19 protein-coding genes are annotated in these 23,033 nt (G+C 43.1%); 18 read left to right on the top strand and 1 reads right to left on the bottom strand.

Going from position 1 to position 23,033, the window contains the following annotated elements:
* Nucleotides 1-33 precede the first annotated feature (33 nt).
* The 9 genes from BJP58_RS03205 (at nucleotide 34) to BJP58_RS03165 (ending at nucleotide 9,254) form a co-directional block, all read left to right on the top strand.
* On the top strand, nucleotides 34-336 hold the full coding sequence (locus BJP58_RS03205) for a hypothetical protein (RefSeq protein ID WP_194542764.1): 303 nt from the start codon (nucleotides 34-36) through the stop codon (nucleotides 334-336).
* Between the two features lie 398 nt (nucleotides 337-734).
* A complete protein-coding gene (locus BJP58_RS03200; RefSeq protein ID WP_194542763.1) occupies nucleotides 735-1,196 on the top strand; it encodes a GNAT family N-acetyltransferase in 462 nt (153 codons plus the stop codon).
* Nucleotides 1,197-1,576: 380 nt separating this feature from the next.
* A complete protein-coding gene (locus BJP58_RS03195; RefSeq protein WP_194542762.1) occupies nucleotides 1,577-3,334 on the top strand; it encodes a S41 family peptidase in 1,758 nt (585 codons plus the stop codon).
* Nucleotides 3,335-3,586: 252 nt separating this feature from the next.
* Nucleotides 3,587-4,294 (top strand): response regulator transcription factor, encoded by a 708-nt coding sequence (locus tag BJP58_RS03190; protein ID WP_113061273.1) that lies wholly within the window; start codon nucleotides 3,587-3,589, stop codon nucleotides 4,292-4,294.
* Nucleotides 4,295-4,365: 71 nt separating this feature from the next.
* Complete coding sequence (locus tag BJP58_RS03185) at nucleotides 4,366-5,718, top strand: sensor histidine kinase (protein WP_233354937.1); 1,353 nt, start codon at nucleotides 4,366-4,368, stop codon at nucleotides 5,716-5,718.
* Between the two features lie 115 nt (nucleotides 5,719-5,833).
* A complete protein-coding gene (locus BJP58_RS03180; protein ID WP_194542760.1) occupies nucleotides 5,834-6,550 on the top strand; it encodes a hypothetical protein in 717 nt (238 codons plus the stop codon).
* A 223-nt stretch (nucleotides 6,551-6,773) separates the two neighbouring features.
* Entirely contained in the window at nucleotides 6,774-7,223 is a 450-nt protein-coding gene (locus BJP58_RS03175) for a hypothetical protein (RefSeq protein ID WP_194542759.1), read from the top strand.
* A gap of 141 nt (nucleotides 7,224-7,364) precedes the next feature.
* Complete coding sequence (locus BJP58_RS03170) at nucleotides 7,365-7,574, top strand: hypothetical protein (protein ID WP_194542758.1); 210 nt, start codon at nucleotides 7,365-7,367, stop codon at nucleotides 7,572-7,574.
* Nucleotides 7,575-9,053: 1,479 nt separating this feature from the next.
* On the top strand, nucleotides 9,054-9,254 hold the full coding sequence (locus tag BJP58_RS03165) for a hypothetical protein (protein ID WP_194542757.1): 201 nt from the start codon (nucleotides 9,054-9,056) through the stop codon (nucleotides 9,252-9,254).
* A 144-nt stretch (nucleotides 9,255-9,398) separates the two neighbouring features.
* Here BJP58_RS03165 and BJP58_RS03160 read toward each other — a convergent pair whose 3' ends face one another.
* Nucleotides 9,399-10,187, bottom strand: coding sequence for a helix-turn-helix transcriptional regulator (locus BJP58_RS03160; RefSeq protein WP_194542756.1), 789 nt, complete (start codon nucleotides 10,185-10,187; stop codon nucleotides 9,399-9,401).
* 111 nt (nucleotides 10,188-10,298) lie between these two features.
* Between BJP58_RS03160 and BJP58_RS03155 the strand changes: the two genes are divergently transcribed.
* From BJP58_RS03155 to BJP58_RS03115, 9 genes are all read left to right on the top strand, one after another.
* Nucleotides 10,299-11,444 (top strand): DUF2264 domain-containing protein, encoded by a 1,146-nt coding sequence (locus BJP58_RS03155; protein WP_194544794.1) that lies wholly within the window; start codon nucleotides 10,299-10,301, stop codon nucleotides 11,442-11,444.
* Between the two features lie 30 nt (nucleotides 11,445-11,474).
* Nucleotides 11,475-12,590: a glycoside hydrolase family 88 protein gene (locus BJP58_RS03150; protein ID WP_194542755.1), complete on the top strand. Its 1,116-nt coding sequence runs from the start codon at nucleotides 11,475-11,477 to the stop codon at nucleotides 12,588-12,590.
* A gap of 725 nt (nucleotides 12,591-13,315) precedes the next feature.
* Nucleotides 13,316-14,242, top strand: coding sequence for an ABC transporter permease (locus BJP58_RS03145; RefSeq protein WP_233355106.1), 927 nt, complete (start codon nucleotides 13,316-13,318; stop codon nucleotides 14,240-14,242).
* A 57-nt stretch (nucleotides 14,243-14,299) separates the two neighbouring features.
* Nucleotides 14,300-15,178 (top strand): carbohydrate ABC transporter permease, encoded by an 879-nt coding sequence (locus BJP58_RS03140; protein ID WP_194542754.1) that lies wholly within the window; start codon nucleotides 14,300-14,302, stop codon nucleotides 15,176-15,178.
* Nucleotides 15,179-15,230: 52 nt separating this feature from the next.
* Nucleotides 15,231-16,745 (top strand): extracellular solute-binding protein, encoded by a 1,515-nt coding sequence (locus BJP58_RS03135; RefSeq protein WP_233354936.1) that lies wholly within the window; start codon nucleotides 15,231-15,233, stop codon nucleotides 16,743-16,745.
* 144 nt (nucleotides 16,746-16,889) lie between these two features.
* A complete protein-coding gene (locus tag BJP58_RS03130; protein ID WP_194542753.1) occupies nucleotides 16,890-19,481 on the top strand; it encodes a helix-turn-helix transcriptional regulator in 2,592 nt (863 codons plus the stop codon).
* Nucleotides 19,482-19,965: 484 nt separating this feature from the next.
* Nucleotides 19,966-20,736: a nucleotidyltransferase domain-containing protein gene (locus tag BJP58_RS03125; RefSeq protein WP_194542752.1), complete on the top strand. Its 771-nt coding sequence runs from the start codon at nucleotides 19,966-19,968 to the stop codon at nucleotides 20,734-20,736.
* Nucleotides 20,737-21,295: 559 nt separating this feature from the next.
* On the top strand, nucleotides 21,296-21,973 hold the full coding sequence (locus tag BJP58_RS03120) for a response regulator transcription factor (RefSeq protein ID WP_194542751.1): 678 nt from the start codon (nucleotides 21,296-21,298) through the stop codon (nucleotides 21,971-21,973).
* On the top strand, nucleotides 21,970-22,980 hold the full coding sequence (locus tag BJP58_RS03115; RefSeq protein ID WP_194542750.1) for a HAMP domain-containing sensor histidine kinase: 1,011 nt from the start codon (nucleotides 21,970-21,972) through the stop codon (nucleotides 22,978-22,980). The genes BJP58_RS03120 and BJP58_RS03115 overlap by 4 nt, the downstream gene beginning before the upstream one ends.
* The last annotated feature ends 53 nt before the right edge of the window (nucleotides 22,981-23,033 follow it).

Below are 23,033 nucleotides of genomic sequence, written 5' to 3'. Positions count from 1 at the left end.
TAACTTCTGTCGGTAGACAAGAACATAGACCCATTGAAAGTCGCTTTATTAGCGGCTTTTTTGTTTTATCGTACAAGTTTTTCAAGTCCAAGCGAACAGGCAACCGAGTTAGAGGCTGATAAAGTTCCATTGCTTTTAAAAATAAACATGATCAACGGTAATCTAATAACTTTAGAACCAGCGTATAACTGTAAGGGTCGTCTTATCAAGACATGCACTCCCGTTGATGGTGAAATTGTACTTACAAAGAACAAAAATAAAATCCGATTTACCTCGCAAGAGCTTTATGATTGGATCAATGTAGGCTGGAAGTATGAACCTGTTGGACCAACTTAAGAAGAACTTCTGGAGGAAACATTGTTTACAAGATACTTTTCTGTAATCGAGAAGGATTTTCCTGATTTTATAATGTGTCCAAGGATAGATAGCGTTGAGCGAATTAAAGGCGATAAGCGAAGACATTTAGTTATTGCAAGTGCATTAAACAAACTGGAAACGATAGTTGAATAAAGAAGAGAAGGCAGCTGGTCAGAGCGATCAGTTGTCTCTTTAAGCTAACGGGGCAGGATAGTTCAAAAGCTTAGAGAATACCCTACATATAGAATGATTTGCGAAGTACGTGAATAAGACGTTAACAGAAATCCCCGAGAGTTCAAGAGCAATGTGAAATACAAATTAATAAAGTATTTATAGTAGAGTACTTTAAGCAACCACAAGGATAGGGGAGAATTTCAATGAATAAGAGTGTTGTAGAGTACACAAAATTGAAAATTAGAGACAATTCAAAGTTTTATGAGCTAGTATTGTTGTTTAATGTAGAGTTTGAATCGCCGAATCCGAATTATGTAAATTTAGATAATATTGAAAAACTATTGAAAAATCCAAACTTTGTCTGCTTTGTGGCAACCATCGATGGCAAAGTTGTAGGAGGATTAACTGGATTCGAATTAGAGATGTATGACCGTGAGGGATCTTCGATGTATATTTATGATCTAGCGGTCATTAATAAATGTCAAAGAAAAGGAATTGGTAGTAGGTTAGTATATGAAATGATTGAATATTGCAAATCAAAATCCATTAAGGAATTGTTTGTTCAAGCGGATAGCGTTGATCAACATGCTATAAAATTCTATAAAAAAATCGGAGGAGAACAAACTAAAACATTTCATTTTTCGTTTGACACTTCAAATTACTGAAACCTAAATTGTGCTATTAAATATTTCAGGAAATGGGTTTTCGTGTAAATATTATGAGTGATTTCGAAAGAAGTCGGGGTATCAATTATTGTAGTATAATGCCCTATTAAGAAATGCTTAATTAAAACAAAGCAGTGAAGGCAAATTGAATTTTCAATTAAACTAGCGGAAACGATAGCACGATCAAAATAAGAAAGCAGCTGATCAATGTGATCAGCTGCTTTTGTTGAAGTAACGGGCAGAATTGTACACTTTCCATTATTTGGTGTATTATATGAACGAAAAGGACCGGACAAACGGTTACGGAGTAAAGAGTGAGAATGTACTCTAAAAGATTTACAAGAAAAAAGATAAATTATTGAGCTGAAAGGTGGAAAACGGTGAGACTAAAAAAAAGAAGAAACCGTATGTTCTTTGTATTTATCAGTGTATTGTTTATCCTCACTACTGCAGGTTGTTTTGCATCACAGGAGACTCACCAGCTTGAACAAGTGAAAGAGCAGGAGCAGAAGCAGGAGTATGACCAAGGAAGTGGAATGAAATTTTCCAGCCTTTCTGAACAGAAGATCGAGGATTTTGCTAAGCTCAGTAAGGTATGGGGAGTGGTGAAATATTACCATCCTAAGGTTGTATCTGGGGATCTAAATTGGGACTATGAGCTATTTCGGGTGATGCCTTCTATTTTAGAAGAAAATTCGGATGTGAATTCAATTCTCTATGATTGGGTTCATACGCTAGGTAATGAGAGCATTACCGGGGATCTTGAACACCAATACCAGTTTTCCGAAGATTCCATACAACTCAGTCCAACCACAGATTGGTCCAAGGATGAGGAATATCTTGGAACAGATCTGAGTCTTGAATTATCAAAGATTTTAGATTCTAACATTTCAGAACGGAAAAATGCATACGTTAGCTTTAATGATGAATCACCCTTAGGGATTATGCATAATGAAAACGCTTATACTAATATGAAATTTGATGACACCGGCTACAGGTTGCTTGGTTTATTCCGCTATTGGAATATTATCGAATACTATTTTCCTTATAAAGATGTCATAGGAGAGGAATGGGATCAAGTGCTTCTAGAGTTTATTCCTAAAATGATAGATGGGTCTGATTATGATTCCTATTTCATGACCTTAGCAGAACTAACAACTAGAGTACATGATTCTCATGTTTATTTGGGTGGCAAAAATAGAGAATCCATTACTGAGTATTTTGGAATATATCGGCTTCCCGTAAACTTTGTCGAAATTAACAATCAGATTGTTATAAGTACAGTCTATAACAAATGTGGACTTGAGGTCGGAGACATAGTATTAAAAGTAGGTGACAATAATATTGATGAATTATTAGAAGATAGAAGAAAATACATCTCACAATCACGAGAAGACACGTCAGGTCATTTCTTTAATGCATTATTCCGAACTCATCAAAAGAATATGGACGTTACTGTAATTCGACAGGGAAAAACGATGAACATAAGTGCGACGAGCAGCCTACAAGAGATTAATTACTTTGTTTATACGAAATCACAAGCAATGGAGAACGGAGAGATCTACTATATTAATGCCGGTCTGTTGGTAGATGGCGAGATTGATAGCATCATGAAAAGATGGTGGGACACTAAAGGTCTGATTGTTGATCTTAGAAACTACCCTTCTAGCTCAGTTGACTATAAATTGGCCCAATATCTGATCCCTTCTGAGGAAGAGTTTGCCAAAGCGTCACTTCCTAATCGTGCAGTACCAGGTGAATATTATTTTGAACCACTTACCTCAGGGGAGCCTCTACGGACAGATGACGAGGTTTATAAAGGGAAAGTTGTGATTTTAATCAATGAACATACTATGAGTAACGGTGAGTTTACAACGATGTTGCTGAGAAAAACAGAAAATTCAATAGTTCTTGGGAGGCCAACTGCTGGAGCGGATGGCAATTTATTTAGAATTACTCTCCCAGGAAATATAAAAACTGGCATAAGTGGAATCGGTATATTTTATCCAGATAAAAAACCAACGCAAAGAATAGGAGTGCAGCCTGATATTCGTCTTGATCCAACCATTGAAGGAATTACGGAAGGTAGGGACGAGTATGTTGAGAAAGCCGTTGAAATAATTAAAAATGGTTATTAAACACTTTTCTCCTACATAGACAAGAAATTTATCGTTTGAACTATAAGTTAAAAAATTGAATTTTTAAACCCGGTTTGATGGAACCATTGAAAGTCGCTAATTTAGCGGCTTTTTTGTTTTATCGGTACAAGAAACGTTGGGCTCAGTGGAAAAAACCTCATCTTCCAGTTGGTGGAGGAATCTCAAGTGTCTGTGCTAAGATGAGGGTAAATGATGATTCAAGCTGGGGAACAAGGCTAGAAGGGGTGCACATTGAAGAAAATACTTGTCATTGACGATGAAGTCGCAATCAGAGATTTAATTGAGCTCGTACTGAGAAGAGAAAACTACGTCGTTCAAACGGCTGAAAACGGTAAAATAGCCCTGCAGCTGCTGGATGCTTTTGGGCCGGACCTGGTGGTGCTTGACTTGATGCTGCCTGACTGCTCCGGATATGACCTGTGCAAGGAAATCACCGGGAAACGTGCCGTTCCTGTGATCATGCTCTCTGCCAAAAATGAGGTAATCGACAAGGTGTTGGGACTAGAGCTAGGGGCGGAAGATTACATGACCAAACCCTTTGACAATCGTGAATTGCTCGCTCGGATCAAGGTGATTCTGAGAAGAAACGAGAGCAAGGAGGAATCAAGTGAAGGAACAGAAGTGAAATCTACACGCATCATTCATGAAGAGCTGACATTTGATCTGGAAAGCCGAAGGGTGCTGAAAAACGATGTACCCGTGTCTTTAACGGCCAAAGAGTTTAAAATTCTGGAAACGTTACTCAAAAGGCCAGACAAAATCTTCACCCGGGATGAGCTGCTGCAGATCGGATGGGGATATGACTTTATGGGAGACAGTCGCAGTGTGGATATGACCATCATGCGATTACGGAAGAAGCTGGAGGATAACGCGGACGAACCGAAGTATGTCAGGACGATCTATGGATTTGGCTATCAACTTGGAGGTGGCGAGGCCTGAAGTATTCAACCCGGTTACTGCTGAATTATTTATTTTTCTCCGTGCTGTCCTTTGGCATCATTATTTTTGCGGTGAATAAAGCCATCGATTACTACAGCTTCATTACCATTGAAAAACAGATGAGGGAGAAGGCGGATCTGTCCGAGTTGTCCTTCCGTGAGGTGTTGGCACAGCATAGATCATCGACAGGAGAGCCGCAGACAAAAGAAATCGTCAGACTTGCTCTGGAGAAGCTGAAAGCTTCAGGCAAGGAAGTACGTATCTATGATAGCTCCAAGCAGTTGCTGGGCTTGGCTGCGGATGGCATCATCATTAATGATGGCAAACCTCTTATTTTTGAAAAGAATATTGAGAAAGCCCTGAGCGGCAGTTATGCCTACACCGTAACGGAAGATCATCTGCTTTATTTTGCCACTCCCATTCAGGATCAATACTACCAAAACGCTTATGTGTATGAGTTCGTGGAGGACATTTCCTACTTTTATGCGATTATGGATCAAATTCGTTATATCCTGTTTGCGGGTGCAGGCGGATTTATTGTACTGATTACGTTATCCAGTCTGTGGATTGCCCGCAACACAACCAAGCCGATTAAGCTGTTGCTTGGGGCTGCGCAAAGTTTCTCTAGACAGGAGTTTCGGAGAGTTCATCTAAACCGGAAGGATGAGCTGGGCATGCTGGCAGATGGGCTGGATTCCATGGGGCGGCAGCTTCATGATTACATTCAGTACCAGAAACAATTCGTCTCCAACGTATCTCATGAGTTAAAAACACCACTGGCAGCAATTCGTGGTTTCTCTCAATACTTGTATGAAGGGGAGAACGAGAACAAGGAGCTGCAAAAAATCTATGCTCATCTGCTGCAGGAATCGGACCGGCTGACGCGCTTGATTAATGAACTGTTGTTGCTATCCCGATTCGACAAGGCTGATTCTAACGAACTGGAAGTCCGGAAGACGGAAATGAACGAACTGATTCAGCAAGTCGCAACGAGTATGGGTGGCAAGGCCAAAGATAAAGGAATCGAGATTATGTTCAGGGAGGCGGAAGCGGAACCGGAGGATAAGCTTCTGACGAGAGTCCACGCCAACGTGAATCCAATGCTGATGTCCCATGCGATCGCCAACCTTGTGGACAATGCCATCAAATATTCAGGCAGTCCATCGCTAATCGAATTGAAGCTTACACATACGCCAAGCGAGGTAGTTATACGGATACGTGATCAAGGTATCGGTATCGCGGGCGATGAGCTGGAGAGAGTGCAGGAACGCTTTTACCGGGCGAAAAATGCAAGCACAGCGAACGGTTCAGGTCTTGGACTTTCTATTTGCAAAGAGATTGTAGAGCGGTTCAATGGATATATCGACATGGAAAGTCAAATCGGGGAAGGAACGACCGTTACGATTGTGTTACCCCGTGCGTAAACACGCGCGTAAATAGTTACGTTACAAGATTAATACAATTCTGTTATGAGACTAACAAATGCTTTTTTTATAATCACTTCATAAGAAGAAATCACACATTTATGGAGGGATCACGATGAAATTGATTAACAAAGCGACAGCTGTTATCCTGCTGAGTATTTTACTCACGATGGCACTGACGGGCTGTCAGTCTAATGGTGCCAAGACGCCAGAAGCGGCGCAGAACTCGGCTGAAAAAAACACGCCCGACGAACAGGCCAAAGGCGAAGGAGCATCAAATCCTACTGCGCCTGCTTCAGAAAATTCAGAAGGACAGAGTGCTGAAGCTATTAAGGAAGGTTCGATGGAGAAGGAAGGCAATGTGGTGCTGAAGGAACTTGCTTTTGTCTATAATGAGCACACCATTGCGATTTCGGATACAGCGAATGAAGATCAGATGGAACAGATGCTGGGCAAACCGGATAAGCTGAAATCTCATACGTACAGTGCCGGCGATGGAACAAACATGGATACGTTAATCGGTTTTACAGAAAAGGTTTATACGTATCCTGGTCTGGAGATTAAAACAATCAGTATACCGGAGGGGAAACAAGACTCCATCTTTCATATCGAAATTACAGATCCTAAGTACGCGACAGTGCGAAACATTAAAGCAGGAGATAGCCTGGATACACTCAAAAACGCCTACCCTGAGGGGAAACTGCTTGGTGATGGAGCCCCTAATGAGGAGGATGACTTCCGTTACGAGCCATCCAATTATGTGGATGTGATGTCGTTTCATATCAAGGATGCCAAGGTGGAGAGCATTCAGATCTACAGCCTTCTGGACTAATATTTAAACACCGTCAGTATTACTGGCGGTGTTTTATTACGTTTTGATCCTGCTTTTCTTTTAGCAAGCATTGGTACTACAGATTGAATGTGTATATCAATGTAATTAAAGTTTGATCGCCAAGTAAATCCAAAACATAACTCCTTGGAAGACCAGGAAAAGGAAAACAATAATAACAAGTCGAAATATAATCGAATACTGCATTAAAAGGACTGATAATCATATGAAATTGATTCGAAGGGGTAATTATGAACTACCCAAAACACTGATTATGCTCCGTGAATTGGAAGAAGAAATTAGAGAAGAAAGAGGTAAAGAATTTGCGGACTTAGTAGGCCTAAGCTTTTCCTATTCTCACGAAGAAAATGATTTCTTTACCTATGCAAATGCGCCAATTGATATGGTGTTATTGACGTTCACAAGAGTAGACAGCTATTGTGGATTTATTACAGAGTTTAGCACGATAGAAGATCTTGAATACGCTCCTATTGCACTTTTCGAACGACTGGGCTTTTGTGATTCCGATTACAGCGTTAAAATTATTGCCAATAACATTCGGGATTTTCTAAGATTGCTGATCACGGTTAAAACATATTCAGCCTCGATCAGGAAGACGATGAAAAGCATGAAGGCCAGACTCCTGATGAAGACTACTTCTATAGAAAGATCATAGAGAAATTTGATGTAGAGCCATTCGAAAGTGTTCAACAGTATAAGCAAGAAACAATGGAAAGTCGAGCACGAGAAGTTGGGGTTATGACTAAAAATGGAATCGGAGTCATGCCAATTAGTGATGATGGTCCCCACAAAATCTTTGAACTTAGAGGAATGGGATAATCCATTAGATGAAATTAAACGTTTTTTTGAAGATGCAAGCTTGGAAAGCAAACTCGCATGTATTCGTAATATTCAGGAACAGTTCTCACTTGAGCATGGAGTTGACCTACTAGACTTTTTGATTGATGAAATGACGAAACTGGGATTTGTCAATGAAGTTAAGAAGTTAAGTTCATTTACTTTGTAGTGTACCGCAAACAGCTTTGGGATACGAAACTGACGTGGGACAAGAACATGCTCCCATAGATAGTCGCTAGTTTAGCGGCTTTTTTATGTCGAGGGACAAAAACATGATCCCATATAAAGCCGCTATTTTAGCGGCTCTTTTTTTATCGGTACAAGTTCTTGTCCCGAGTCGAGGATAAGAACTTGTACCGACTGCCGTAAAGGACAAGAACATAAGCCGATTACCGATTAGATAAGTATCTAACTATGTTTTACATGCAATTTCATTAAGCTAACGGGCAGTATAGTTTGATAACTGTAAGGGCAAAATAGCCAAAAATAATGGAGGATATTTCTCATGTGGGGGAGATGTATTATTTTGATTTGGGCCATAGGGGTTATCAACTTTACAATATTGGATGGTGTTGATGCATACAGCGATGAGTCGCCAACTATGAATAATGTCGATATTCAACATAAGAGATTGGAAGAAGTTCTTATTTTTGAACTTCGTCCAAAGATCATGGACGTACTTAGGAAAGAGTATGCTAGTAACTTTCTCATCGATAGACAGCATATCTTACCATTGAGGAAATCGAACTCTTATCCTCAACATGAGTTCATACTAGAAGGACGAGTTACTACAAATTCTTACTCGGATATAGTTCAAATTACTTTTAAAGCTAATTTTGACGGATACAAAGTGAGTGGTTTTCATGTTGTTAATCATTCATTGAACTAACGGGAAACGATAGCTCAAATAAAAGGAACCATGAGGCTGCAGCATAATTGAACGGCAACCTCGCTAAACGGGCAGCCGGTCATTGAATAATAAATAGAAATGAACGAGTAAATCGAAAACAATTTCAGTTACCACGCACCAAAGCCCGGACAACCGGAAATTTATCATGAGATCCGCAAGAAGGCCAAGGAGTTGACATACCCGCTTGATTAGAAGGCACCAGACAGCCGGGAGAAGACGCAATGATGTCAAGGACAAGAAGTTTATCCCATTGAAAGTCGCTATTTTAGCGACTTTTTTATTTTATCGGTATAAGTTCTTGTCCCGAGCCATGGACAAGAACTTGATCCGATTACCGATTATATACATTTGTTGGTGCTCAGATTGCATGTGAATTAGCTGAAACATTTGAGATTCATTTGTCAGCAAGTCACAAAATTAACTATAAACCTTTGCATATTATGGGTCGGAGTATGTTTTGGTATTTTAACGCATTTGGAGTTATTACAGCTAAACGATATAGTATTCTAGGGAAATGGTTGTATAAACAACCAGAGAGGGTTTACCGAAATACATTAAAACCACTCATTGATGCTAGGAAAATAAAATTACACTCTAAAACAATTATAATACAGGATTGGTTAAACCCCCGAAAACTGGACACTGTACCTCTTTCAGTCTAGCGCAATAAGGGGTGTACTGCCCAACTTGCTAGGGGGCTAAATAGTTAGCGATAACTCAAATACGTTTAGCACGTTATTGAAAATACAAAATATGGAATTTAAGGAAAAATCAACAGAAGAAATTGCAAAAGTTTATACACAAAATTTTGATTTGCTGTTTCATGAAGTGCCTGTGCAAATCAATAGAGAAATCATTCTTTATGAAAATGCATTTTCGGTAATAGGACTTATATCTTATTGGATTAATCTAACTTTATGTACTCAGCACAGTATATGACTGAACAAATGTTAAAGATAGCAGTCTTTAAACATAGTAGTAAATGTTAATCGAGCCCTGCACATACTTGGCACCAAGCAAATCGTATATTGCAAACGATGTGTCAGGGCCGGTACGCCAGGCCCAGTTACAGAGTTTGAGAATCTACTTGACAGGGACATCTCTAAATCGATATTGCCTTGGTGTCATGCCAACAAACTTTTTGAATTGGCGCATGAAGTGAGTGTCATTTTCGTAACCACAGGTACTAGCAATTTGATTTATTGACATCTCGCTGTGATCTAAAAGATATTTGGCGTGCTCTAGCCTCCCGTTAATCATATCGGTCATTACAGAGCAACCAAATAACTGCTTGTAGATATGTTGGAAATAAGATTTACTCAAACTTAAACGTGCAGCCAGTTCAGTTACAGAAACGTTCTGGTGAGGAGAGCGATAGAGTTCATTACGTAATTCGTTAAATCGGATGTAATAATGATTCAGTTGATGAGGAGCCGTTCGTTCCCGCAAATCACTTAATTTCATGAAAAAGGACCGAAGATCGCAGTCTATGATACGCTCACGCAACGTTCCGTTAAGCCGGTTCACATTCTGTAGTTCCTTGATGGACCTGGAAATCAGTAGCGGATCAGATGCTTCAATTGGAGTGTCCAGAGGGAAGTTTAGTTCTGTAAGAAATTCATTCATATTTTCGCCATAACAATGAAACCAGTCATTAATGAATGGGCTCTTTATTTCGCAGTAAGCATGGGGAGTCTCGGGTTGAAAAAAGACAAAAGTATTCTTTTCGACGATCATCGTTTGCCCATTCAACTTCAACTCTGCATTGCTATTAAAGAATACAAAAGTGTAATGACCAGAACCTTTCGGACGATTTCTAATAATTCCTTCATGGTGGATGGTATGAAAACCGCATGAAATTAATTTCAGCATCCGTTCACGCTCCCAGCACAATAGGTCAGTTTTTGATGATTATAGTTTATTGTGGGGGATTATACAACGACCTATACTAATATAAACTACATCTTGATGAAAGGGGAACACATGGGGGACGATAGGAAGTATTGGGTGGATACCTTAGTTCGAATTACGCAGCCTGTTCTACATTCATTATCGGAACGTCGGATGGTGTTGGATATGCCTATCGAAGCGAGAGAAGGTGATCGGTCCAATTACACATACTTGGAAGCATTAGGACGTACCTTAGCCGGAATGGCACCATGGCTCGAACGTGGAACACGTTCTGGAGAGGAAGGAGAAATTCGATCTAACATGGCCGTTATGGCGAGGCAAGCCATCGAGGCGGCTACTGATCCAACTTCCCCGGATTATATGAATTTCACAAAAGGTGGACAGCCTTTAGTTGACGCAGCCTTCCTTGCCAACGCCGTTCTCCGTGCTCCAAACGAACTGTATGCAGTGCTTGATGATAAAGTGAAAGCAAATCTGATTTCAGCTTTGAGATCTACGCGTGTGATCCGTCCGGTTTTTAGCAATTGGCTCTTATTTAGTGCCATGATTGAAGCCGCTCTGTTCCGAATGGGCGTAGAAGATTGGGATCGTATGCGTGTAGATTATGCTTTAAGACAACATCAGCAATGGTACAAAGGGGACGGTATGTACGGAGATGGGCCTTCGTTCCACTGGGATTATTACAACAGCTTTGTCATTCAACCCATGTTGGTCGATATATTGGATGCAATAGGAGATCAATTTGAAGATTGGGCTGCACTACAAGTCAAGGTGTTGAAAAGAGCAGTACGTTATGCAGCCATTTTGGAACGGTTAATATCACCTGAAGGGACCTTCCCGCCACTGGGCAGATCACTTGCTTATCGTTTCGGGGCATTCCAGCATCTGTCTTTAATGTCTCTTAGGGAGGAGCTCCCGGAAGGACTGTTACCAGCTCAAGTCCGTTGCGCACTTACGGCCGTCATCAGGAAGCAGATTCAGATGCCGGGTACATTCGATGATTCCGGCTGGCTTCGCATTGGCTTTGCCGGCAGTCAACCTGAAATTGGAGAAGGGTATATTTCGACAGGCAGTTTATATCTGTGTACGACGGTATTTCTAGCGTTGGGGCTATCACCGGAAGCTGAATTCTGGCAAGGAGAGGCAGAGTGGACTGCGCTGAAAGCATGGTCTGGTGGAACAATTCAAATAGATAAAGCAATCTCGGGAGAAATGTAGGCGTTTACAATAGGAGGGGAGAGATTAAGGATGACGGTCGAATCAAATTGGGTGCAAGAAGCATGGAATCAAACGAAGGCAAAAGTGAAGCATGTTCATCAGCGTATCGGAGATGGATTCCCACATGCAAGTCAAAATGGAGAATACCGATTGGAACCAGCCTCCTGGTGGACTGCTGGCTTCTGGCCTGGATTGCTGTGGCTTATTTATCAGGATACGCAAGATGAGGATTTGAAAGCATCCGCAGAATCATGCGAACGCCAGCTGGATGTATTATTAACCGATTCGAATAAAATAGATCACGATATTGGTTTCATGTGGACTTTAACAAGCGTAGCAAGATATAAAATTTTAGGATCAGATGATTCGAAACGAAGGGCTTTACTTGCCGCCAACCTTCTCGCTGCGCGTTTTAACGTCCAAGGGAAATTCATCCGTGCGTGGAATGGTAAAGATGTTGCAGGTTGGGCCATTATCGACTGTCTGATGAATCTGCCACTGCTGTATTGGGCGTCAAACACAACACGAGATCCGCGATACAAGCACGTCGCAACCAATCATGCGGATACCGTGTTAAAGCATTTTTATCGGACTGATGGATCGGTTGCCCATATTGTATCTTTTGACCCTGAAACCGGAGAAAAGCTTGAAGTGAAGGGAGGACAAGGCTACTCACCTGAATCAGCATGGTCACGTGGAGCAGCATGGGCGATCTATGGAATGAGCCTGAGCTACCATTACACAGGCAACCAACAATACTTGAATGGCGCCAAAAAAACAGCTCAATTTTTCTTAGCCAATCTACCACAAGATTATGTTCCTGTTTGGGATTTCCGTTCGTCTGAAGAGGGCCGTACGGTCCGTGACTCATCGGCTGGAGCCTGCGCAGCTTGTGGGCTTCTGCTTTTAGCAGAACAGGTTGACGGAGATGAGGCAAGGATCTATAGGGAAAGCGCGAAAAAAATACTTCATTCATTGTATACAAATTATGGAGCCTGGGAATCGGAAACGGAGGAAGGGCTTATTTTACACGGAACGAGTCATTACCCCGAAAAACAAAATGTCGATGTCCCATTGATTTACGGGGATTATTACTTTACGGAAGGAATCTCCTTATTGATGGGTAACCGAGATCGCTTCTGGTAAAGCAAATAAATAGGCTTGTGTTGGTTTCTGCTGAGAAGCAAAGCCAACATGAGTTTTTTTATTGCTCATTTTCGATCATCGAGAAGTTCCCGTTCTACTGGCCCGTTAAGGCCGCACCTCTAACTACCGGCGCTTTCGCTCCTGTTGTTGTTCCTGAGCATCTCGTAATGACGCTACTGTTCATGCCGTTAGTCAAATGCAGCCGGCCATTCGTATGGCCGCGGAAGAATCTGCTGTGGATTTCAGACTGGCTTACATGATGAAAGATAATGCTAGAATTTTATTTCCGATGCCTGTCGTAACGTTTACCGCGTCAATGAGTACTGGCTTCGTGCTGTCACTTAAATGAAGAAAGCCAAAAGCTTTATATGGGCACCTTAGAGGTGAAAAGATGCCGTAATCCGCGTCGTTGAGCGAATTGATTGCGCTTGCAAGAAAAGTCAATTCCCGGAAATTCTTATCAGGTCAGCTTATTTTTTGAACTTTTCCTTCTTGGTTTTCTTTAGCGCACACAACATATGATACGCCTTTACTTCGTTAAATAGATTGCTGCAAAAAGCGTTGATTGCCGGAAATTGCCCCAGCCCCTATGCTGACATTAACCGCTCCCGAGCAGACCGGAACACGGATGATCCGGGTGAACGGTAAACCAGCAGATGGAGGTGTGGGGGATGGCTTCCCGAATGGACACAGCCGGCCATAGAAAAATAGAAAGCGATTACAAGATGAGCCAGGCTACGGAACGAAGACGAAGTATCTGGAAAGGCGTAAAGCGCGATCGCTTTTTGTATCTGCTTGCGCTACCGGGCATCGTGTTCTTTATCCTATTTAAGTATGTGCCAATGTGGGGAATCTTGATCTCGTTTCAAGATTATTCGCCTTATCAGGGGATGTGGGCAAGTCCGTGGATCGGTTTCGAACATTACATCCGTTTCTTTTCGAATCCCGACTTTCTGATCTTGTTCCGAAACACGATGGCGATCAATTTGCTGTCACTCATCTTTTTCTTCCCGCTGCCCATTTTGTTATCGGTCATGATGAATGAGCTGCGCGGCAACAAGTTCCGCAAAACGATTCAGTCGATTGTTTATCTGCCGCATTTTCTGTCTTGGGTCATTATCGTCGGTATTACGTTTCTTCTTCTGTCTACCGGCGAAGGCATCGTCAATCAGCTTCTAGTGGCAGCCGGTCTGAACAAGATCGACTTTTTGACCAATCCCAATTACTTCTGGGTTCTGTTGACCGTCCAGTCGATATGGAAAGATGCAGGCTGGGGTACGGTATTGTTCCTTGCTGCGATGGCCGGGATCGATCCGCAGTTGAACGAAGCAGCGAAGATGGACGGAGCGGGACGCTTGCGGCAGATCTGGCATATTACTCTGCCGGGCATCCGTTCGGTCGTCATCATCCTTCTTATTCTGCGGATTGGACATATTATGGACGTCGGCTTCGAGCAAGTCTTCCTGATGATGAACGGTGCCGTATCCGAAGTCGCAGATGTATTCGATACTTATGTGTATAGGCTAGGTATCAAGCAGGGACAACTCAGTTTCAGTACTGCTGTCGGCGTGTTCAAATCGTTGGTAGGCCTGATCCTCGTTATCGGAGCGAACAAGCTAGCCAAGAAATTCGGCGAAGACGGTGTTTATTAAAAGGAAGGTTCATAGGTTCCAACCGGAGTAAAGAAAAGAAAGGAGGGCGGGTTTCCTATGCTCCAGTCCAAAATGGATCGTCTATTCAATGCAACTAATCTGTTTTTTCTAACTGTAATCGGTCTGGTCACGTTGTTTCCTTTGTATTACGTGCTGGTCGTGTCGTTCAGCGACCCGGCAGAATTCATTCGCAACAAAGCGACGCTTTTCCCGAAAAAGTGGAGTCTCGATTCTTACCGGTATTTGTTGTCCACCAATTCTTTTATGCATGCAATGGGCAACAGTGCGTTTCTGGCTACCGTCGGCACGATGCTCAGCTTATTTGTAACATCCTGTCTTTCTTATGCCCTGTCTCGGAGACGACTGCAGGGACGGCGGGTGATGCTGCTGCTGATTCTGCTGACAACGCTCTTCAATCCCGGTATTATTCCACCGTACCTGTTAATCCGCGATCTCCATTTGATCAACAGTACCTGGTCGTTGATTCTGCCGGTGCTAACGAGCGGGTGGTATGTATTATTGATGAAAGGTTTCTTTGACAGTATCCCGTCCAGCCTGGAAGAAGCGGCCCGTATTGACGGCTGCAACGATATCGGAGTCTGGTGGCGTATCATTTTGCCGCTGTCACTGCCGTCGCTGGCGGCATTTGGCCTGTTTTACGCTGTAGCGTACTGGAACACCTTCTTCACCGCGCTGCTCTATATCAACGACTTCAACAAGCAGCCTCTTCAAGTCCTACTGCAAAACATGCTGATCGACTCGTCGACGGCTTCAGGAGGAACCGCAGCGGTCGAGATAACCGCGGAGCAGCAGATTCCGTCGGAAACATTGAAAATGGCCGCCGTTGTAATCGCAACTGTTCCGATCCTTATGGTATATCCATTTTTGCAAAAACATTTCGCAAAAGGCGCGATGGTCGGTTCGGTGAAAGAGTAAGCGCAGGTACAGGCAAGCTGATTTATATATCCGAATAAAAGGGGAGATTCAAGTGAGAAAAAAAATAGGAGCGAAATTGGGGTTTGCATCCATTATGGCTCTGTCTCTGGTTACAGCGGCCTGCAGCAGTCAAAACGCGGAAAACGGCGTGCCGGAAGATGGAAAGCCGATGCCGGTCAGTATCATGTCGATGTATTTTACACCTGAACCGCCCGGAGAAGACAATGTGATCATTCAAGAGATCGAGAAGAGAACGAATACCGATCTCAATATCACGTGGGTATCACCAAACAGCTATGGCGACAAGGTAAACGTTACGCTGGCGTCGGGTGAGATTCCCGATCTGATGCTGGTCGATGATCCTTTCTCGGCTCAGGTACGTACTATGGTGAAGCAGGGTGCGTTCTGGGATCTGACGCCTTATCTTCAAGACTACCCTAACCTCTCTGGGTTTCCGAAAGAGTCCTGGATCAACACCAAGCAGGCCGACGGCAAAAATTATGGGATTCCTCGGGTGCGTCCGGTCGAAGGAGGCCCATTCCTGTTCCTACGTAAAGACTGGCTAGACAATCTGGGCATGGAGATTCCGGAAACGACAGACGAATTTTACGAAGTGCTCAAAGCATTTACGAAAAACGACCCGGACGGCAATGGTAAAGACGATACGATGGGATTCACAGGATTGGTCAATCAAAGTAATATGGGCAGCTATGGGGCAATCGTCAGCGCATTCACGCAAAATACCGGAGATTGGAAAGATGTCGACGGCAAGCTGGTCAACGTTAACCTGTTGCCGGAAATGCGCGATGCTCTGGAATGGTTAAGCAAAGCTTATGCTGAAGGGTTGATCTCGGAAGATCTCGCTGTTCTGAAAGAGAGCCAGACCAAGGATCAGCTGAATGCGGGCCGTGCAGGCGCCGCCGTTAACACGGTCGAAGCGGCGTGGGAGCCAATGGAAGCGAATCTGAAGAGCAACCCGGACGCGGATTTTCTGCCGCTTGTCTCCATGAACGGCTGGACCAACAAAGACGGCGGATTCTTCGGGATGTTTGTGATTCCCAAAACGGTATCGGAAGAAAAAATGAAAAAACTGCTTGAACTGATGGACTATGGCGCGTCGGAAGAAGGCGGAACGCTGGCCAGCTACGGTCTGGAAGGTGTTCATTATACTGAAGAGAACGGAATCAAGATGGCGACGGATAAGGCCAAGACCGATATCGTCGGCTCGCAGGCGCTTGGTCAAATCTTCATGAATTATGACAAATATATGCGCGCGTATCGGGGCGGTATGCCACTGGAGATTTTTGAGCGGAACAAAAAGATCATCGACGAGCGTGCAGAAATAAGTGTTCCTGACAGAGCGATTGGATTGTATTCGGAAACGAATATTTCGGTGGGACCTGAGCTGGCGAAGAATATTCAGGATATGAAAACCAAGATTATACTCGGCAAGCTGTCGCTGTCGGACTGGGACAAATTTGTTGAGAAATTGAAAAATGATTCAGATCTGCAAAAAATTACGGACGAGCTGAATCAGGCTTATGCCGACCGTCAAGCGGAGCAATAAGCGGCTGGCTGAATTGTTCCGAAAAAGGTGCATGTAAACAGGGGAGTCTCCGGAAGCGGGGGCTCTATTGTATATGTTCCCTTTCTTATAAAATGATGTAGTATGTAGACTGTTAATAGTGTATAGAGAAAAGGGGGAGCAGGAGTGACTGATGTTCGAAGCTGGCTAAATTTTCGGTGGACGAGTCGAAGCCGGGAAGGAAGAGGACGCTTTTATCGTTACAGCCTGATCCTGGCACTGTGCATGTCGAGTATTCCAACAGCGGTTATCGGCTTCTCGTCTTATGTGCTCGGTACGCAGCACATCGAACGCGAGGTGATGAGCAGCCACCGGGCACTCGTTAAACGCTCGGCAGAAAGCATGGACGAACTGTTCGTGCAGGTGGAACAGTCTGCGGCCCGTTGGGCGCTAGATCCGAGACTTGACGGTGATCTTAGAAGAGCAAATCTTCGTATGGAATACCAGAGAACCCAGGAGCTGTATCGCTTTCTGGGACTGATGAAAGCGTCTTATCCGGAGCTGAAAGACGCAAAGCTGCTGCTTGCTCGTAACGAACCGCTTTTGCTGTCGGATACGGAAGGGTTAAGGAAAATCTCGATCGCAGAAGATAGTAAGCGGTTTCAGAGTATTGTTGATGCCCCGTCCGCTTTGTATTGGCTGGATAATTTTCGGTGGACGGCTTCCGAGAACGGAGAGGTTGTATTAGTCCGGAAGCTGCCTGCTTACGGAGATCCTTATGGAGCTCTTCTATTGAACATGGACAGAGATAAAATTGAAGAACGGATGCGCCAGGTATCGTTCGATGATAAAGGCGCTTCGTTTCTATATGCAAGTTCCGGACCACCCATAATCCGCATGTCGGATGTGCCGTCGGATGATCCGATGCGAACCCCGACTTTCGAATCCGCGCTGCGTGAGGAGCTTCGAACTCAGGTCTCGGACACACCGGACTCTTATCTGTTCAAATGGCAGGGCAAAACCTACTCCGTTTCCCATAGCCAATTACATCGTCCGGGGGTCGAATGGACTTATGTGACGGTGTCGCCTTTAGAAACGCTAACTCGTCCTGTCGTGCTGCTCTCGCGTTCGCTGCTCGCCGTGAGTTTTGCCGGTATGCTGCTGGCGCTGCTGATCGCCTGGTTGGCTTCGCATCGATTGCACCGGCCGATAGGTCGATTGGTACAAATCCTTAACAGCCAGTTTTCACCGGCGCTCGGTCAGCCTTCAGGGGACAGGGCCGTCGGGACGGCAGAAACACCTGAACAAGAAAAAGGCCTGAGCGGACTGCTGCGGAAAATCAGCATAAGCCAGCGTTCCAAAAACGGACCTGACGGTACCGGAATAGAGAACAATATGCATCCCTACGACGAGCTGGACTATATCGAGACGAGTTGGCGCGGTCTATCCGATGCCAAAAGAGAAGCCGAAGCCCGGCTCGAACACACGTATCCCGAATTGAGATCGGCCTTTTTGATGCAGCTGATGCAGGGACATTATCAGACATTGAGCGAGCGAGAACTGCTGTCGCGAATGGAAAGATTCGGATGGTCGATCCATCCCGACGAGCGGATGTTAGTTTTCTTGCTGCAGGTCGGCGTGCTATCGCCGCCGGAATCGAAGTTCCGCGAAGAAGATGAACTTCTGATGACGTTCGCTGCCGCCAACGTAGCCCGTGAATTTGTGGAGCAGCGTACAAAACGTGCAATCGTTGTAAATTTTCAGGATTCGACCGCTGCCGTGCTGATTCCTTATTCCATGGGTGAAAGCGGCGTGACAGCCGAGACGGATCGAGAACATACGTACGATTTGCAAAGTTCAGCCGATAAGATCCAAGGTGATACTGCAAATGAAGAGGGCGATGTACAGCGGTTGAACGTACTGGGGAAAGCGCTGGCGGGAGAGTTGGCAGGTACGATACGCTCTGTGCTGCGGCTGCAGACCCTAGTGTGCACAGGCAGTGCTTCCGGAATTCTGGAAGTGCCGGAGCTGCTTCATTCTCTGCGAGCTGCGCTGCGTCATATTCAGCATGACGAAGATTGTCGGGTTCTGCATCTGGATGAATGGATGCCGGATCTTGATGAGCAGAGCACTTATCCATTCGAGCTCGAACGTGAGCTTCTCCGCAGTGTCAAGCTTGGCCAAATCGAGGAAGCGGCCCGGCTGACGGATGAATTTATCGATGAGCTGGCACGCCGAGCGGCCTCGAAGCCAGAAATGCGTAATCTGACTTTGCATCTGCTCGGCAGTCTGCTCCACACGATGATGGAGAACGGTGCTCCATCCGAGCACGTCGACTTTATGGGTCTGTATGAACGTCTTGCCACTATACGCCAGCCCAAAGCAATGGCCGCCTTTATGCGTACACAGGTATTGGAACCTTATGGCCGCGAGATCGATGGTAGCGATCGGCTGTATACTGATCGTCTCGCCGAAAGAGTCAAGGAGGAGATCGAACGTGATTATACGGCAGATTTCTCTCTGGAGAGCTGTGCGGAACGTTTTGGCGTCAGTTCTTATACGCTCAGCCGCTCATTCAAGCAAGCCCACGGGAAAAACTTCGTCGATTATGTCATGGAACTTCGTCTTGAACGGGGCTGTGAGCTGCTGTGCACGACCGATCTCAAAGTGAACGAGATCGCCGAGTCGGTCGGTTATCATCCCTCGTATTTTATCCGGCTATTCCGCAAGCAGAAAGGCATGACGCCCGGGCAATACCGAATGAAGAAAAACGGATAAGTAAAGCGTCGTGCTGGAACACGACTCCTAAGCAGAATAACTGCATAAAGAGCAGTCGGCCACAGAAGTTAGTACGAGAAATAAGACCGTTACCTTAGTGCGGGCGGTCTATTTCTTTTCATGTAGGCGAGCAAATGAAATACCATTAAAATACTATAAATATCTAGTATACATACGAAAAGTATATGAGAATGTAAGAGGCAATAGATGGAGCAATTTGTGTCGAGGGACAAGAACTCGGCCCCATAGAAAGTCGCTAATTTAGCGGCTTTTTTGTTTTATCGGTACAAGTTCTTGTACCGAGTCGAGGACAAGAACTTGTACCGATTACCGATTAGATAAGTATTGAACTATTAATTAAATTTATTAAGCTAACAGGCAGGGGAGTTTATTGATTTCGCGAATACTCTACAAATGAAGTTATTTACGAAGTTCGTAGATAAGACCTCAGTCGAAAGAAGTTCTTAGTTTAGGAGGAGTCTAAATGATATTAGAAAAAGTTATAAATAGAATTGTAATACAAAGTGAATATAAGGATTTTGTTGATAAGTATATAGATAATATACTTACCGAATTTAAAGGTAAGATTCATAGCATTTATATGTGTGGCTCGATTCCAAAAGGAACGGCTAAACCTTTTAAGTCAGATGCAGACTTTACTATTGTATGTGTAAATCCCAAAGATATTGATTACGAAAGATTGTCAAATATTAAAGACAGGCTTTTAAAAGAATATCCAGTATTAACTAAGATTGATACGACAATTTGCTCGATTGACGATGTATTAAGTAAACCAAATGAGTGGGGTTTTTGGGTTAAGATAATTTGTGTTTGCATATATGGTGATGACGTTGGTGAAAAAGTACCACCGATAATTATTTCTCCAGCGTTCATTTTAGACTTAAATACAGAGACCAAGGAGGAAGTAGATCGTATATATCGTTTACTTTCTAATGCTAGTGATAACACAATGAAAACTAGATATATTAAAGGTTACTCTAAGAGATTAATTCGTGCATTATACTCTTTGGTTTTAGAAGATACAGGTGTATGGCAAGATGACATTATTAAGATGAAGAATGCCATATTAAACTATTGTGAGATTGACTCCGCTTTAGTTGATTATCTGTATGCTTGTTACTTGGATGGTAATAATGTACTTGTTGAAGAGTTTCTGGGAATTGCAGATGAAGTATATAGCTATTTTGAGAACACCTTAAATGCAATGGCTGCTTCCAGAACTTCCTCCGGCTAACACCAGGTACGTTAGTTGAATATCGGAGACAGCATAAAAGCTGTCTCTTTTTTACCAAATGGGGGACATCTGTCGAGGGACAAGATCATGTCCCATAGAATGTCGCTAATTTAGCGGCTTTTTTGTTTTATCGGTACAAGTTCTTGTCCCGAGAAGAGGACAAGAACTTGTACCGATTACCAATTAGATAAGTATCTAATTAGATTTTCATACAATTTCATTAAGCTAACGGGCAGCATGCAGCGAAACCTGATATTATTTGTTTGTTGTTTAGTTACCTTTTTTCGAATGAGCTGGAAGACGGTTTATTTCTTGAGAAGGGGAATATCCTGAAGCGAAGTAGGAGGGAGTTTATTTGCTTTCGGTGTATATTGGTTTCTCAGTGTTAGGAGGTATTCATGATTAATTTATTTAGGAACAGAAAGAGCCAATCAGTTAGACCAGCCTCTTTTATATAAAACTCTATTTACGAACGATAAAATTGTATTAATTGGAAACTAATTTTTATATTGTGTTAATCTGTCTAATAGTGGACTCCATTTAGAGAGAGGGATGTTACTTGAAAAGAAACGTACTCTACATTGAAGACAATGAGAAAATTGGCAGTTGGGTAAAAGAAGAATTGGAACAGCGAGGGTTTTCAGTTCAGTGGCTGCTAACTGGTGAAGGAGCCGAAAGAGAAGTGAATCAGCATGAAATCGTTATTTTGGATATCATGTTACCCGGTTTAGACGGATTTACTGTGGGAAGACGATTAAAGAAGGCAGCTCCTGCTATTCCTATTTTGCTGTTAACTGCTCGAACATCGATAGATGATAAAGTAGATGGTTTACAATTTGCTGATGACTACTTAACGAAACCATTCCATACGGATGAATTAGTTGCAAGATTAGAAGTATTATTCCGTCGTAATGGTGGAACAAAATCCGAACGCATTTCATTAGGAAATCAGATTGAAGTAGATCCAGAAGGTCAAATGATATTTGACAAACGCACAGGAGAAGAAATTATATTAACAGGGAAACAGCATCAAATCTTAATGTACTTCTTACGCCACCCTAATCAAGTTTTACCAAAAGAACAAATTTATGAAGCTATTTGGGAAGAAGCTTATATAACAGGTGATAAAACATTAATGGTGCATATCCATCGACTGCGTCAAAAGCTGGAACGTCATCCGGATTCCCCAGAGATTATTGAAACGTTGAAGGGAATAGGCTATCGGGTGAAACTATGAAGCAGACTAGGTCATTATTTCGTCGTTTTCTAAAAGTGCATTTTCTATTTATCTTTTTACCTCCCATTGTGCTTGTTTTCGTCAGCGCGTTTTTTGGGATTTCAGATAACAATGGAAAAAATCTGAATACGTTAAATCTGTTTTACGTTACCGTGCTATTGTTTGGGTTTATTATTGTCGCATTTGTTATTTTATCTTGGCTGTTCTTCTTGAAACTTCAAAAACGTCTCGCCCGCTTACAGGAAGCCATGTCATTTTCAGCTAAAAATAATTCATTTCCTAAACCCATATCTGTTCAATCGGATCGTATGGATGAGATAGACCAGTTAGGAATGTCTTTTAATTGGATGATTCAGCAGCTTGAAGACAGTCGCAAGCGAGCATTTGAAGAAGAGTTATTACGACATCGACTCATTGCGAATTTATCACACGACTTACGAACGCCACTTACCATTTTGAGAGGACATGTCACCCGTTTAAATAAAGAGTCCATGAGTTTAGAAGGACAACACTCGTTAACAGAGATCAACCATACGATTACAAGAGTCGGAGATCTAATGGATGATTTACTGTCCTATACATTGCTTACATCAGGGAAACATCCTTTTGGGCCCGTTTCAACAGATATTGTACGTTTAGTAAGAGCATCTGTTGCTGCGTGGTATCCTGTGTTTGAAGAAAAAGAAATTCAGCTCGATGTTGATTTACCGGCAGAGGAGACTTTTTATTGGCAAGCAGATCCTAATTGGATAACACGGGTTTTGGATAATTTATTTCAGAATATTCTTCGCCATGCAGCAGAGGGGAAATATGCAAACATTGTAGTTGATGTAGAAAAAGAACAGATCATTGTTGCAGACAGAGGTCCCGGTTTGGATCACTCTTCCTATGAGCGTGGGGCGGGGATTGGTTTATCGACTTGTCATTATATGTTGAAAAAAATGAATCTGAAAGCGAACTTTACATCAAATGAAAATGGCACAAGAGTAGCTATTGCTAGGGCTTAACCTAAAGGTAATCCAGAATTAAACCACATGATATCTGTGATGTAACTTTGCTT

Origin of the sequence: Paenibacillus sp. JZ16 (assembly GCF_015326965.1) — a bacterium.
Taxonomy (GTDB): Bacteria; Bacillota; Bacilli; order Paenibacillales; family Paenibacillaceae; genus Paenibacillus_AQ.
Note: the sequence above shows the minus strand (reverse complement) of the source record. Positions and strands in the feature narration are given on the sequence as shown.

What these genes read in the sequence shown, in the direction of transcription:
- BJP58_RS03200 (WP_194542763.1), top strand. Translation starts at nt 735, where the DNA reads ATGAATAAGAGTGTTGTAGAGTACACAAAATTGAAAATTAGAGACAAT.
- BJP58_RS03180 (WP_194542760.1), top strand. Translation starts at nt 5,834, where the DNA reads ATGAAATTGATTAACAAAGCGACAGCTGTTATCCTGCTGAGTATTTTA.
- BJP58_RS03175 (WP_194542759.1), top strand. Translation starts at nt 6,774, where the DNA reads ATGAAATTGATTCGAAGGGGTAATTATGAACTACCCAAAACACTGATT.
- BJP58_RS03160 (WP_194542756.1), bottom strand. Translation starts at nt 10,187, where the DNA reads ATGCTGAAATTAATTTCATGCGGTTTTCATACCATCCACCATGAAGGA.
- BJP58_RS03155 (WP_194544794.1), top strand. Translation starts at nt 10,299, where the DNA reads ATGGGGGACGATAGGAAGTATTGGGTGGATACCTTAGTTCGAATTACG.
- BJP58_RS03150 (WP_194542755.1), top strand. Translation starts at nt 11,475, where the DNA reads ATGACGGTCGAATCAAATTGGGTGCAAGAAGCATGGAATCAAACGAAG.
- BJP58_RS03145 (WP_233355106.1), top strand. Translation starts at nt 13,316, where the DNA reads ATGAGCCAGGCTACGGAACGAAGACGAAGTATCTGGAAAGGCGTAAAG.
- BJP58_RS03140 (WP_194542754.1), top strand. Translation starts at nt 14,300, where the DNA reads ATGCTCCAGTCCAAAATGGATCGTCTATTCAATGCAACTAATCTGTTT.
- BJP58_RS03125 (WP_194542752.1), top strand. Translation starts at nt 19,966, where the DNA reads ATGATATTAGAAAAAGTTATAAATAGAATTGTAATACAAAGTGAATAT.
- BJP58_RS03115 (WP_194542750.1), top strand. Translation starts at nt 21,970, where the DNA reads ATGAAGCAGACTAGGTCATTATTTCGTCGTTTTCTAAAAGTGCATTTT.